This window comes from Clostridium sp. 16K-1-R1 (assembly GCF_023921145.1).
GTDB classification, from domain to species: Bacteria; Bacillota; Clostridia; order Clostridiales; family Clostridiaceae; genus Sarcina; species Sarcina perfringens.
In genome coordinates, this window is record NZ_CP046515.1 from 2,829,352 (window position 1) to 2,844,456 (window position 15,105).

General features: G+C 27.3%; 14 protein-coding genes. All 14 read right to left on the reverse strand.

Translation table 11 applies throughout. The features are described from left to right. Positions 1-16: 16 nt before the first annotated feature. Positions 17-2,125, reverse strand: a complete 2,109-nt coding sequence (locus GOM42_RS12630) for a type II secretion system protein (protein WP_110035049.1) — start codon at positions 2,123-2,125, stop codon at positions 17-19. Positions 2,126-2,129: 4 nt separating this feature from the next. Next, positions 2,130-3,131 carry a prepilin-type N-terminal cleavage/methylation domain-containing protein gene (locus GOM42_RS12635; protein WP_110077513.1) on the reverse strand — a complete coding sequence of 334 codons (1,002 nt, stop codon included), beginning with the start codon at positions 3,129-3,131 and terminating at the stop codon, positions 2,130-2,132. A 20-nt stretch (positions 3,132-3,151) separates the two neighbouring features. Continuing rightward, on the reverse strand, positions 3,152-4,369 hold the full coding sequence (locus GOM42_RS12640; protein WP_003475034.1) for a hypothetical protein: 1,218 nt from the start codon (positions 4,367-4,369) through the stop codon (positions 3,152-3,154). Continuing rightward, positions 4,359-4,925 (reverse strand): PilN domain-containing protein, encoded by a 567-nt coding sequence (locus GOM42_RS12645; protein WP_110035050.1) that lies wholly within the window; start codon positions 4,923-4,925, stop codon positions 4,359-4,361. Before GOM42_RS12645 ends, GOM42_RS12640 begins: the two co-directional genes overlap by 11 nt. Before the next feature lie 14 nt (positions 4,926-4,939). Then, positions 4,940-6,094: a type IV pilus assembly protein PilM gene (gene pilM / locus GOM42_RS12650; RefSeq protein ID WP_110035051.1), complete on the reverse strand. Its 1,155-nt coding sequence runs from the start codon at positions 6,092-6,094 to the stop codon at positions 4,940-4,942. Positions 6,095-6,186: 92 nt separating this feature from the next. Beyond that, positions 6,187-6,669, reverse strand: a complete 483-nt coding sequence (locus GOM42_RS12655; RefSeq protein WP_110077512.1) for a prepilin-type N-terminal cleavage/methylation domain-containing protein — start codon at positions 6,667-6,669, stop codon at positions 6,187-6,189. A gap of 15 nt (positions 6,670-6,684) precedes the next feature. Further along, on the reverse strand, positions 6,685-7,158 hold the full coding sequence (locus GOM42_RS12660; RefSeq protein WP_110077511.1) for a prepilin-type N-terminal cleavage/methylation domain-containing protein: 474 nt from the start codon (positions 7,156-7,158) through the stop codon (positions 6,685-6,687). Positions 7,159-7,215: 57 nt separating this feature from the next. Then, entirely contained in the window at positions 7,216-7,734 is a 519-nt protein-coding gene (locus GOM42_RS12665) for a type II secretion system protein (protein ID WP_110035053.1), read from the reverse strand. A gap of 25 nt (positions 7,735-7,759) precedes the next feature. Beyond that, a complete protein-coding gene (locus tag GOM42_RS12670) occupies positions 7,760-8,965 on the reverse strand; it encodes a type II secretion system F family protein (RefSeq protein WP_110077510.1) in 1,206 nt (401 codons plus the stop codon). A 26-nt stretch (positions 8,966-8,991) separates the two neighbouring features. After that, complete coding sequence (locus GOM42_RS12675) at positions 8,992-10,680, reverse strand: ATPase, T2SS/T4P/T4SS family (protein WP_003462253.1); 1,689 nt, start codon at positions 10,678-10,680, stop codon at positions 8,992-8,994. Positions 10,681-10,749: 69 nt separating this feature from the next. Beyond that, positions 10,750-11,493 carry an A24 family peptidase gene (locus tag GOM42_RS12680; protein ID WP_003454467.1) on the reverse strand — a complete coding sequence of 248 codons (744 nt, stop codon included), beginning with the start codon at positions 11,491-11,493 and terminating at the stop codon, positions 10,750-10,752. Between the two features lie 276 nt (positions 11,494-11,769). Beyond that, a complete protein-coding gene (locus GOM42_RS12685; protein ID WP_003460119.1) occupies positions 11,770-12,192 on the reverse strand; it encodes a type II secretion system protein in 423 nt (140 codons plus the stop codon). Between the two features lie 665 nt (positions 12,193-12,857). Beyond that, positions 12,858-14,477 carry a chaperonin GroEL gene (gene groL / locus GOM42_RS12690; protein WP_003454479.1) on the reverse strand — a complete coding sequence of 540 codons (1,620 nt, stop codon included), beginning with the start codon at positions 14,475-14,477 and terminating at the stop codon, positions 12,858-12,860. A 54-nt stretch (positions 14,478-14,531) separates the two neighbouring features. Further along, positions 14,532-14,816, reverse strand: coding sequence for a co-chaperone GroES (gene groES, locus GOM42_RS12695; RefSeq protein WP_003454296.1), 285 nt, complete (start codon positions 14,814-14,816; stop codon positions 14,532-14,534). Between the last annotated feature and the right edge of the window lie 289 nt (positions 14,817-15,105).

Here is a 15,105-nt window from a genome sequence, read left to right on the forward strand (position 1 = left end):
ATCTTTCTCTTAATAGTTAGTTTACTTCCCAATTACTTGTTTTAACTAAATCTAAAGTTATATCATTTATATCTTTTTCTGATTTTACTAATAAATATGTAGAATCTGGATTTCCAGTAAATACGCCTTTAAAATATTCATAATTACTTCCTATTAATTGTTTTAAATATTCTTCATCATAAGTTATACTTATATTTTGTTTTTTAGCCGTATCCTTATTTAAAACATCTAAATTCCCAGTAGTTATTATAGTTCCCTTAAAATCTATACTACTATCTATTTTTATATCTTTATCTGTTATAATAATTCCATTACAACTTTTATTTATTGTTATTAATTTATCTTTTATTTTCAACGGACTATTCTCTATATTTTTTAGAACATTAGCTCCATTATTTATATCAATATATATTAAATCATTATCCTTTGTAATTTTATTTGTATATTTCTTTTCTCTAGAAATTGTTGTTTCTGTATTTATGGAATTTACTTTTTTAAAATAATTATCTACATATTTTTCTCTTATTTTTTTAATATCATCTAAAACCAAGTTGTTTCCTTTTATATCATTATTACCATCTACAGTTACCCCAACACTTTTTACATCATCAGCGTTAGGTAATTTTATTCCACTACTTTTTATATTAAAACTCTTGCTAGCTTCCTTAAAGTATTTAGCTTTAGCGTCTAAACTGCTATCTCCATTTATACTCTCAACTAACTGTAGCGGATTATAATATTTAAACTCAACATTTTTACCTTTAACCGCATATGTATAAGCTATGTAGTTTCCCTTTACAGCTAAAGACTCCCCTGTTTGGTAACTTTCACCTAAAGTATTTATATATGCACTTCCCATTATTACAGCTTTATTCTTAATATCTAAACTTGATCCATTGCCTAAATCTTTTGAATTTATTATTATAGCACTTGAATTTTGTTTTTCTCCAGTTAAAGTTTTATCACCAGAGTTACTATTTATTCCATAAAAACCATCTTGAAGTTTTATTGTTGAGTTTAATCCATTCATTATTAAATCATTCATAGTATAAACTGGAACTTTAGTTTCAATTTTATTTCCCTTTAAATTTTTACTATTACCAAAAACTTTATTAGAATTAAGATCTTCAAAAGAATATATACCAAGATTATGTGTATATACTCCATTATTACTTTCTCCCACTGAAGATAAAACTTTAAGTTCTCCATTCTCTCCATTAAGAATTATGTCTTGCTTACTAACTAAAGTTCCGTTATCTATACTTAAATCACCACCAGAAATAACTATTCCACTTGCATTTTTATTTTGACTTTCATTTTTATATGACTTATTATCTTCAAAATTATAATTTGCTGAAACATAAACACTTCCATTTATATTTAAATTGCTATTTTGATTAATATTAAGATTTTCACCTACCACTAAACCTTGTTGCCATATAGTATATACTGGTATCTTTTCTGTATAATATGCTCCATTATAATCTGGCACTTCTATCTCAAAAGTTAATGATACATCCTTATAGTTTTTAATTTCATTTCCATCTTTAACATTTAATTTTGAATTTAATCTTAGGCTTAGAATCTCCTTATCACTTTTTTTATTTTTCGGTAGTACAAAAATAAAGTTCTTATCTAAATCACTTAACTGGTTTATTCCATTATCTAAATCTAATTTATTATTATTTATAAAAACTAACTCTATATCATAATAATTATCTTCTTTTTCATATTTAAATCCTTTTGTATTAAACAAGACATGTCCTTCTTTAATTTTAAATAAACTCTTTAAATTATTATGTATATATTTTTTATATTCTTTTTTAAAAATCTCATTTTGAGTACTCTCTATATTTTCAGAAGTTAAATTTTCAATACTACTTTTAGTTACAGCATTATTTCCCGCTTCTACAGCCTTTGAAGTCAAATTATTAATTTTCACTTTAGCCTCATCTAACCCTGATTCTGACATATATAAATTTTGAGTTTTTTTAGAATCAACTATTATAGCTTTATAATTTGCTAAAGAAAGTGAAACTATAGCTGTACCTATTGTTGCAATTATTGCCAAGACTACTATTACATATGCAAGAGAAGCTCCTTTTTTCTTCTTCATGTATAACATATTATCACTCTCCTATAAATTCTGTAGCCTTTATACTATATATCTCTTGATTTCCATAATTGACATTTAAATCTATATCATATAAACCAACTTTATTGTCATAAGGTGATTTCTCAACATAGTTTTTATAAATTTTAACTATTCCTTGAGGATTAGTATTTTCAATATTATCATAATACCTTACACCACTCCCCTTGTATTTATAAGCATATACACTTAAATCACCATTTATATCACTATTAGAAGCTTTCAACTTTATAGCTTTATTTTTTTCATCTTCATAAAAAAGAACTTTAACTTTAGACTCTTTATCTTTATCTAATAGATCTGATTCATTCAAATCCTTTTTAGTTTTTACATTATCAGTATTTGGTGATACATCTATATCAGTTTCATGTGTTGATCTGATATCAACTTCACCTTTAATATTCTTATCTATACTCAATTCAAGTAAATCATTATTTTCATTGTTAATTCTTTCATATTTTAATCTGTACCATACCCTATTTACTATTTTATAAACAGTTATACTAGTATTCCCAATATAAACACAATAATTAAAGTCTAATTTTTCACTCTCTTTATTTTCTTCGCCTTTATTATGATTATAATCATTTAAATTTGGAGTTATAGTACCCTCAATCTCAAAACTCTTATTTGTATTATTAGGTTTAAAAATACCATTAACTTTATAAGAATCAAAGTTATCTTGACTATTATTTTCTTTATTTAAAGTTATAATCATTCCATTATTCAATACTATTTTATTTTTATCCGGATATGTGGATAAATTATATAATTTATCAATTTTTAATGCCTTTATTTGTTCAATGGTACTTTGAGCAATATCTATAGCTTGCTGTTTTTCACCACTTTTTACTGATGTTTTAACAGCTGTTAAAGTAAAGCTACCTAGGGGTATCATTATTAAAGTAAACAAAACCAAACTAATTATAGCTTCTATTACTGTAAACCCTTTTTTACTTTTTCTTTTTTTGATACCCATAGCTTCACACACCTTTTCTATTAGTTTTTAATCACTTTAACCTTGCCATCTGTGGTTACATTAACTCTTGGACTTTTTTCGTCATCCTTATTTATTATTAAATTAACTTCTTTATCTGAACTATTCACAATTTTTATGTTAGCTCCAGATTTATCATCTTTATTTACTCTCTTCTCTGAGAATATTTCAAAGTTTATATCATTTCCATTGGGTTTAAATTCTTCTCCATTACCTTCAAATTTTGTTGGGTAACTTTTTCCTTCAACCTTGTATTTGTAATAGTACTTTCCATTGTCACCTGAAATGTACATCTCAATATTACTTACTGAGTTTTCATCATTATTTAAATATGTTTTTTTATCTTTATCATCTGATTTACCTAAAACTATTGTTGGTAAATCTGAGTTTATAGGCCTAACAGTCATTAAGAAATCATTCTTAACCTTTGAATTTTCTAATTCATTTTCTATTGTTCCTGTTCCAACTGCACTTGCTCCTGAAAATGGATTTTCTTTACCATACTTCTCATCAGCTGTTGTAAACTCTTCTTTTGAAGCATCTATCTTTGGAATTGCAACAAGTTGTATATTCATATTTGCTGATACATTTCCATCAGTTTGTGCACTTAAATTAAAATTAAGTATATTTATGTGCTTTGGATTCTCTTCAATAGACTTCATAAATTTCATAACATTATCATAAGTACCATTTACACTTAATGAAACTGTCATTTGGCTTAAGTTATATATTTCTTCTTGCTTTTTATCTTTGTTATCTTCATTTTTCTTCTTATCAGTTATATTATTATAATCATTAACTATTCCCTGTATTTGATTTGGATTTTCATCATCCTCACTTTTACTAGAGGAATCTCCATCTTGCTTGTCCATAACTGGCATAGTTTTTATTTCAGAAAAACTCATAGTTCCTTTAACATTTGCATCATTCATAAGATTATTTAATTCTAATATTATATTGGGCTGTGATATGTTTGAATAAAATCCTGATGTTAAGTTTTGAATTTCTGAGTTAAAAATATTTATTTCTTCTTTATTAGGTTCTGTAGAATTAACCATTTTCACATCATGGTTATATTCTTCTTTTACTTTTAGTTCCTTTGATTTTAAATCTTTTAATTTGTTATATTGATAATCCCAAACCACTTTATAATATCCAAAACCAACAACCCCTAGAGCTAGGACAAATAATAAAGTTTTTTCTCTTTTATTAATTTTCATTATTTCCTACCTCCTTTAAAGTACAATTTATGGAGAATGAATAGTCTCCCTGTGCATTTCTTTCTCCAATTCCACTTATATATGTATTTTCTATAAAACCTAAATTATTTAATTTATATTGAAGATCACTTATAGCACTTCTTGTTTTTGATAATGCTTGTATTGTTAAAGTTTTATTATCTATACTTATTTGAGTAAATACTAAATCCTTAGGAACAGTACTATTTATTATCTTAATTCTTTGAGTAGTTACATAATTATTATCATAAACTTGTTCTGTAGCCACCTTCACATCATTGTAATACTTTTCTAAAGCATCATGCTCCTTTTCAACCTTCGTTGCTACACCTAACTTTTCTTTCATATCTGGGTTATCTATTTCCCCTTCATAATAACTTATGTTTTTATCTAAAACATGCCCATGTATAATATTTATGGAAAAATTAACTACAAATATAAAGACTAAAGCTCCAATTAATCCAAATCCTATGTATTTTCTTTTTGAATCACTTTTTCTTTCCTCAGTTATATGGGAGAAAAAGTTAAAATCTCTCATTATTTATCACCAACCTAAAGTCTTATTAAGGCTCCAATAGCGTTTATGTATTCTGAAATATTCACTTCTTCAACGCCTTTTTTAAATTCTATATTACTATTTCCCTGAACTATCTTTACTTTCATGTTTAGTTTAGTAGATACATATCTTTCTAGTCCCTTTATGTTTGAACTTCCTCCACAAATATATATCTTGTCTATATTATTTTGAGTATTTTTACTTTTATAATATTTAATTATTCTACTAGCTTCATCAAACCAAGAATCTACAACCTCTCTAACAACATGCTCTAAAGGCCCTTCTTCCCTATTCATCAAATTACAATTTTCTCTCTTTTGCATTTCTGCATTTTCTAATGAAATTTCTAAGACCTTTGATATTTTGCTATTTAAATAATTCCCACCAGATTTTGTAGTTTTTATAAGTATTAACTCATTGTCTTTCATTATTGTTAATGCTATATTTTCTGCTCCCATATCAATACTTAAAATAGACTCCTTTATTTCAGGATTCATTACGTAATAAGCTTTTCTTTTAGAATTATAATTTAAATCTAAAGCATATGGTTTTCCACCAATTTTATTAACAAGCTCTGCATAGGAATAAACCATCTTATTAGGATAAACCACAATTAAAACCTCTAGCTTTTCATTCCCATCAATAACCTTTTCCCCTAAAACATTATATTGAATCATATGATCCTCTAAGTTTATAGGAAGATATTGCTGAACCTCGTACTTAATAACTGATTCTATTTCATCCTCATTAACCTTTGGAATAATAATTGTTCTATTTATAATAGAAGTGCTGTTTGTAGTGAAAATTACATTATCATTCTTAACATTATTACAATCCAAAGCATCATTAATAGCCATAGCTAAATTATCTATATCCTTAATATGACCATCATCTATACTACCTTTCGGAGTCTTAAAAGAAAAAGCCTTATCTATACTAACCTTATTTTTATGATATCTTCCAACAATAACCTTGGTATTCTCACTTCCAATATCAATAGAAATAGCTTTTTTACATATAACAGTCTTAGCTTTTTTCTTACTACCTTTTTTATCATTCTTTTTCTCAGAATTTTTCTTCTTAAGAGCCTTAAGTATATCAGAAACATCCATATGCAATATACTTTTCTTCTCTTTATTTTCTATTGCCAAAACTTTCCCTCCTTTACCTTTATAGTTGAAAAGTGCAAGGAAAAGTTCCTTACACTTTTTAATTTTCAGGTTACTATTTAATTATTAATCTTTTAGTTACTTGAAGTATTATTTATTGTATATTCTCCAGTAGTTGTCGGATAAACAAGTGTTGAATCATCTTTTATAGTTGAATCCTTTGCTACTAAGTAAACTTCTATTCTAGCTGGTTTAGCATCATTTTTCCCCTTTGAAGTTTCTGGTGTTCCATCTATATCTATTTTAACAGCAAATACATCTCCACTTACTGATTGAGATACAGGAATAGTTTGTAAATATTTAGATATTTCATCAGTTGAACCAGGATTTAAAACAACACTCTCATCTGTAGTTATTTTCCCCTCTGCAATTAATGCTGATGTTGCATCATATATTGTTTTTGCACTCGCTATATCAGCCTTAACTCTTGCTTTTCTTTGTATTGATAAGAAGTTTGGTATTGCTATTGCTGCTAATATTGCTATGATTGCTATTACTATAATTAGTTCTATTAATGTAAAACCTTTTTTCTTTTTATTTTGTTTTCTTAAAAACATTATTAGTCCTCCTTATTATTTATTTAACTTATAGTCTTCATTTGCCTCTGGATAAACATTTGTGTTATCTCCAATTTTAACTTGTATTTTAGGTGAATTTTCCTCTCCACTTACTGTAACTTCAAACTTTTGATTTGCTATTGATTCTGGCTTAGGTATTGTTTGAAGATATGATTGTAAAGCATTTGTAGCATTAGCATTTGTTTTTGGCTCTCCAGCATCCTCAGGCTTTGATGTTACTTTTTCATTATCTAATGTAAAAGTAACACCATTAGAAGTTGGAACAATTTTACCTTCTGCAATTAAAGCTGATGTTGCATCATATATTGTTTTTGCACTTGCTATATCAGCCTTAACTCTTGCTTTTCTTTGTATTGATAAGAAATTTGGTATTGCTATTGCTGCTAATATTGCTATGATTGCTATTACTATAATAAGCTCTATTAGCGTAAAACCTTTTTTCTTTTTAGTTTGTTTTTTTGTATTCATTAGTTTTCCTCCTTAAAATGATATGTAATCTATATTAAAAGTCTACTAACTTTTAATTCACTTCAAAAGCTCATTATTTGGATAAGCCTCTCCCTTAGATTTATTATCCGAATTTACAATATCTACTTTAACTATTGGCTTGGTTAAATCGTAGCCATTATTTGAATTATTATCTGAAAAATCAAATGTAACACTTACATAAAAATGACAACCTTTAAATGCCTTAGGTTTTAAATTAGTGCTATTTAATATATACTTTCTTAATTCTTTTGCTCTTTCATCACTCGAACTAGATAAGTCAATACCATATCCATAATAAGTAATCAACTTTCCATCCTTATCTTTTATAGTTGTTTTCTCAGGCATATTAAACCCTTCTTTTCCTTCAGCAATCAACTCTATAGTAGCATCATATATTGTTTTTCCTGTTGCAATATCAGCTCTAACTCTAGCTTTTCTTTGAATAGCTAAAAAGTTTGGTATAGCTACGGCTGCTAATATTCCTATAATTGCTACAACTATAATAAGTTCTATTAAAGTAAAGCCTTTTTTCCTTCTCTCACTTCTAATACTCACTTTTTTTCATCTCCTAAAATTTAAACTAACTTATACTGTTATACATTTTAAACATAGGTGTTAATATTGAAATTAGTAGGAATCCTATAATTATTCCCATAAGAACTATCATTGATGGCTCTATTAAGGCTGTTGCTGTTTTTATTTCTCTTTCTAGTTCATCATCATAGAAGTCTGCGGTTTTATCTAATATGCTATCTAGTGAACCAGCTTCCTCTCCAATCTTAACCATGGAAGCAAGCATTGGCGGGAAGATTTTTATATTCATTATTGAATCTCCTAACCCTTCCCCTTTTAAGACCTTTTCTTTTACTTTTAATAATTCCTTTTCTGCAATTTTATTTCCAACTACAGAGGCAACTATTTCTATAGAGGTTACTAAAGACATTCCACTTGATGATACTATTCCCATAGTTCTTGTAAATCTAGAAACTATTATTTTTTGAGTTAATTTCTTTATTACTGGAATTTTTAAGTTTATTGAACTTAACTTATATTGACCCTCTTCACTCTTTAAATATTTACCAAGTAATATAATTGCTGTTACTAAAATTAAAAAAATTATAATTCCATACTTACCTAACATTTTGCTTGTCCCAAGAACCATCTTGGTTGACATTGGAAGGTCTACATTATTTTCTTCAAACATCTGCACAAAGGTTGGCATTACAAAGGTAAGAATAAAAGTAATAGCAATAATAGCTACCACTCCAAGAACTATAGGATAAATCATAGCACTTTTAATCTTTCCTCTAATCTTTGTCTCTTTTTCGTAGTACTCAGCCATTCTTTTTAAGATTATATCTAAGTTACCACTTCTCTCCCCAGCATCAATCATACTAGTAAGTAAGTTAGGAAAAACATCTTTTCTTTTTCTCATGGAACTTGCTAGGGTTTCTCCTCTTTTCAACTCTCCTTTTACTCCAATTAAGGCTTCCCTAAGCTTTGGTTTCTCACATTGTTCTATTAATATATTTAAAGCCTTACCAATAGACAATCCAGAATCTAACATAACATAAAACTGTCTACAAAATACTGCTATATCCTTAAGCTTCACTTTACTATTAAAAGAAAAACTCTTTTTACTTTTACTATTTTCCTTTTCTATACTTAGAGGATAATATTGATTTGATAAAAGCATTTCCCTGATTTGACTTTCAGAATCAGCACTTTGAGAACCTTCTATTCTTTGTCCTTCTGAATTAATAGCTTTATATTTAAAAATTGCCATAATTCATCTCCTTTTCTTTTAGCAAATTACATATCATAAGTTATATTTAACATTTCTTCAACTGTAGTATTTCCCTCTAATACTAAACTTCTACATGCTTGTCCAAGAGTTCTCATGCCATTTTTAATTGAAATCTCCTTAAGAATATCCGCACTTTTATTTTCTAAAATAGCCTCTCTATGTTCTTTAGTCACTTCCATAATTTCATAAATACCCATTCTACCTACATAACCAGTATTATTACAATAAGCACAACCTTTACCTTTATGAAGTATAAGTTCTTCATTTTTATCTATATTTAATATTTCTTTTTCATATGGTGTAGCATCATATTGTAATTTACACTTTGGACAAATTTTTCTAACAAGTCTTTGAGCTATAACTCCTTTAATAGCATTGGCAATTAAATATCTTTGAACCCCCATATCCTCAAGTCTTAAAATACTAGATGGAGCATTATTAGTATGTAAAGTTGATAAAACTAAATGACCTGTAATAGCTGATCTTATTGCTATTTGAGCCGTTTCAGAATCTCTTATTTCTCCAATCATTATTATATCTGGATCCTGTCTTAATATAGATCTTAATCCCGTTGCAAAAGTTAATCCAACTTTATTATTAACATTGACTTGGTTAATTCCTTCAATTGATACTTCAACAGGATCTTCTATAGTAATAATATTTTTACTATCTGTATTTAGCTCATTTAAAATAGTATAGAGCGTTGTTGTTTTACCACTTCCTGTAGGACCTGTAACAAGAATTATTCCATTAGAATGCTTTGTTATTTTTTCTAATAAATTAAGTTCATAGTCCTTTATTCCAAGCCCTTCCTTAGAAATTATAAAATTTTCCTTGTTTATTATTCTTATAACTATCTTTTCTCCTGTTATCATTGGAAGAATAGATACCCTTAAATCAATTTGTTTATCTCCAAATCTAGTAAGAATTCTTCCATCTTGAGGAAGTCTTTTCTCTGATATGTCTAAGTTTGCTAAAATTTTAATACGAGTAACTAAGGGAGCTAGGGTATCTACTGGCAAAGTAGATATTGTATGTAATTTACCATCTATTCTATATCTAATTCTTAATATATTTTCATAGCTTTCAATATGTATATCACTAGCTCTTTCCTCTACTGCATTTTTCATTACATATTCAATCATTTTTATAATTGGAGCATTATCTAAGTTATCAACTTCTTCAATATTATCTAAAATAAGATTATTTCCTTCATCAACTTCCTTAGTTAATTCTTCCGCTGCTGATAAAACCTTTTGGTTTGAATAATATATATCTATAGCTCTTTGAATAGATTGTTTTACTGCTATATAAGGACGCACATTTAAACCTGTAGAAATCTCAACGTCATCTATTGCAACTATATCTAAGGGATCTGCCATTGCAACCTTTATAGTATTATCATCTATTTCATATGGAACTATTAAATGCTTTCTACAAACATTTTCTGAAATCATCTTTATAGCTCTTCTATCTATTCTTATAATTTCAAGATTTACTCTTTCAATATTTAATTGTTTTTCTAAAACTTCTATTATATCCTCTTCAGTAACAAAGTTTTGTTCAACTAAAATTTCTCCAAGCCTCTTTCCAACCTGCTTCTGAATAATCAATGCTTCTTTAAGCTTATCCTCTGTAAGCTTTCCTGATTCAATTAGTATATCTCCTAAACGCTTTTTCTGATAACTAATCAAAGAAAATGCCTCCTTTTCAAGTTAAAAATTTAACTATAAAACTTAATCTAAACTAGTATATTAAATTTTTTACACCCCAAAATATATTGGTATTATTATGTTTCCAAAAAATATTAAAATAATAGTAGATATTCCTATAGCTGGTCCAAAGGCTATATAATCACCTTTTTTCTTTTGTTTAAACAAAATAGCTAATACTGCTATTATTCCCCCAATAATAAATGATAAAAATATATTTATTATTGCTAATTTCCACCCTAAAAAAATTCCTGCTATGGCATGTATCTCTATATCTCCACTCCCCATAGCTCCAGTTAATTTACTAATTAAAAATATTACTAAAGCTGATATTACTAATCCCATAAAATAATTTAATAAGTTTTCTCCAAAATAAAACTTTTCTATTAGGGCAAAAATAATCCCAAGTATTACAGCTGGGTAAGTAGTAACCGCATAAACATCTTGGGTATCGTAATCTATAAATGAAATTACTATGAGAAATGTAATTAAGACTATGTACTTAACTGTCAAAAAAGATATACCATAATATTTATATACACAAAAATATAAAAAACCTGTAAGCAATTCTATTAGTGGATATCTTATAGATATTTTACTCTTACAATATCTACACTTTCCACCTAAAAACAAATAACTAAAAACAGGTACTAAATCTATAGGCTTTAATTGTTTTTTGCATGTACCACAATGTGAAGGCGGAAATGCTATAGATTCCCCTGCAGGAATTCTAAAAATACACACATTTAAAAAACTTCCAATTATTAATCCAAATAAAAAAAATATTATAGACACATTTCCTCCAAAATCATTCAAAAATGAATTATTTATTAATATTTCATAATTATTATAAACATCTTGAAATTTTTTGTAAACATTTTTGATTAAGCTTTTTTTACTCATTATACGAATAATTTAATTTTTTCATTTATTTAATGTTTTGTTAAATATTATTTAATAAATAATTAAATATCATCTTTTTAAATCCTAAAAAATAAGGGCATGTAGTAAAATAAGTTTTATTATTATATTTTATACAGCCCCTATGAAATTACTTTAATTAAAATATATTTATACTATAGACACCGTAACCTTTCTTCCATTTTCTATATCTACATTATAAGATTCTCCACTTTGAGGCTTATCTAAATCTTCAAGTAAATCTTGTAACTTACTTTTACCCGTATCATCACTTATTCCTGAAATTTGTACATTTCCATTACTTGAAGTTATTTTTATATTTGTAATACTACTTGAAATAGCATCTTCTGCCAATAACATTTCCACAGATCTTTCAATAGCAGCACAATTTTGCTTATCTACTTTTGCCTTAGCGCTATCCTTAACAGATGAAAAATTTGGAGCTATAACCATTAAAATTATAGCCATAATAGCTAAAACAACAGTTAATTCTATTAATGTGAATCCCCCTTTCTTATTTCTTTTCCCTTCATTTCCTTTTCCACATATTGCACTTGCTTTCAGTAATAACATTTATGGTCCTCCTTTTATATTTTTTAAAGTTAAATATTTTTTAACTTTAGATTTATATTAGGATTATGGACATTTTTACCATTTATATGCATAAAAAAAGAGATTCTTTTAAAGAATCTCTTTTTTTATATCATTTGTATATTTAATCTCTTATGTTATTTCAAGTCTTAAGTTATCTTAAATCTTTAGTTTTTTTAAATCTTTTGTTTATTCTAACTTATTTAAGTACTCTATAAATTCTTTCGTATCTCTCTAATGTCTTTTGTTTTAATAGCAAAAACTATTTTTAAACTTAACTCATATGTAACTTTAATATCTTTCGTTCTATGAATTCATTTGTTAGTCATTATTTTATCTTTAGTATTTATAATTCTTTTGTTTTTCAAAAATCATTTGTAACTTATGTATTTATAATAACACAATTTTTCCCAGTTGTCTACAAAATAATACAATATTTCTTATTTTTTTTAATATATATTTTTTATACCAATTAAAAACTTAAAATTAATACTTTTAATTACAATTAATTTCTAAATAACCTGTTTTCATAAATTTTTCAATCACTTTTTCGACATTTAAACCATTTTAATCATATTATGTAATTATTTTCAATAAGAATTAAATAAAAAAAGGATGACAGTTAAGTCATCCTTTTTATTCTTTTATTAATACATTCCGTCCATTCCCATACCTGCACCTTGAGGCATTTCTTTTTCTGGAATATCTGCTACAGCAGCCTCTGTTGTTAAGAATGTTGATGCTACTGATGCTGCATTTTGAAGAGCTGATCTTGTAACCTTAGTTGGATCAACTATTCCTGCTTTAATCATATCTTTATATTCTCCTCTTAAAGCATCAAATCCTACACCTGCATCACTATTTTTAACTTTTTCTATTATAACTGAACCTTCTAATCCTGCGTTATGAGCTATTTGTCTCATAGGTTCTTCTAAAGATCTTACAATTATATTTATACCAACTTGTTCATCTTGAATATCAGAAGTTAATTTTGCCACTTCATTTATTACATTTACGTAAGCTGTTCCACCACCTGGAACTATTCCTTCTTCAACAGCTGCCTTTGTAGCTGCTAAAGCATCCTCTATTCTTAACTTACTTTCCTTAAGCTCTGTTTCAGTGGCAGCTCCAACCTTAACCACTGCAACCCCACCTGCTAATTTAGCTAATCTTTCTTGTAATTTTTCTTTGTCAAATTCAGAAGTAGTAGCTTCTAATTGTAATTTTATTTGGTTAATTCTATTTTTAATCTCTTCTGAGTTTCCTCTTCCATTAACTATTGTAGTACTTTCTTTAGTTACCTTAACACTTTCAGCTTCTCCAAGCATATCTAATGTAGCTTCTTTTAAGTCTCCGCCTACTTCATCAGATATAACAACGCCTCCTGTTAAAGTAGCTATATCTTGTAACATTTCTTTTCTTCTATCACCAAATCCAGGTGCTTTAACTCCAACACAAGTAAATGTTCCTCTTAATTTATTAACAACTAATGTTGTCATAGCTTCGCCTTCTATATCATCAGCTATTATTAAAAGTTTTTTACCTGCTTGAACTATTTGCTCAAGTAATGGTAATAAATCTTGTATATTGCTTATTTTCTTATCTGTTATTAATACTAATGGATTATCTAAAACAGCTTCCATTTTTTCAGTATCAGTAACCATATAAGCTGATACATATCCCCTATCAAATTGCATACCTTCAACAACATCTAACTCAGTTCCCATTGATTTAGATTCTTCTACAGTTATAACTCCTTCATTTCCTACCTTTTCCATAGCATCTGCAATTAACTTACCAATTTTTTCATCAGCTGCTGAAATTGCAGCAACTCTAGCTATGTCTTCTTTTCCATTTACAGGCTTAGAAATTTTTTGTATTTCCTCTACAGCTTTTTCAACTGCAGTTTTAATTCCATTTCTTATTAATATAGGATTTGCCCCTGCTGTTACATTTTTTAATCCTTCTCTTATAATTGCTTGAGCTAATAAGGTAGCTGTAGTAGTTCCATCTCCTGCCACATCATTAGTCTTTGTAGCTACTTCTTTTACAAGTTGAGCTCCCATATTTTCATAAGCATCTTCAAGTTCAATTTCTCTTGCTATTGTAACCCCATCATTTGTTATTAATGGTGATCCAAATTTTTTATCTAAAATAACATTTCTTCCTTTTGGTCCTAATGTAACCTTAACAGTGTTAGCTAATTTATCTACACCCGCTTGCATAGATCTTCTTGCTTCTTCACCGAATAATAATGTTTTAGCCATATTAATTTACCTCCCAAATATATTATGAATATCTAAATCACTTATATTTTAAAACTATTCAACTATTGCTAGTATATCGTCTTGTCTTAAAATAGTATATTCTTCCCCCTCGAACTTAACTTCTGTTCCTGCATATTTAGAATATAATACTTTATCTCCTATTTTAACTTCCATCTCTGTTCTTTTTCCATCAACTATCGCTCCTGGTCCAACTGCAACAACCTCTGCTTCTTGTGGTCTTTCCTTAGCAGTTCCAGTAACTATTATACCGCTTTTAGTAGTTTCTTCTGCTTCTAATCTTTTAATAACAACCCTGTCTCCAAGTGGTTTAATACTCATTAAAAAACCCTCCTTAAAAATGCTAATTAATTTTTGTTTAGCACTCATTAATATAGAGTGCTAATTCTTACTATTATCATATAATTTACCAGTTGTAAATTCAATAACTAAATTTATTTATTTAGAATATATTATTATTATTTTCCATGTTTAAGGTAATTTATCTTAAGTTTTCTGCTATTCTTTTGAAATTTCTTCAATTTACTTTTTTCATATATATACATCTATTTATTACTTATTTCCATATTATTATCTCTTAATACATTACATACTATAAATTAATACTAAA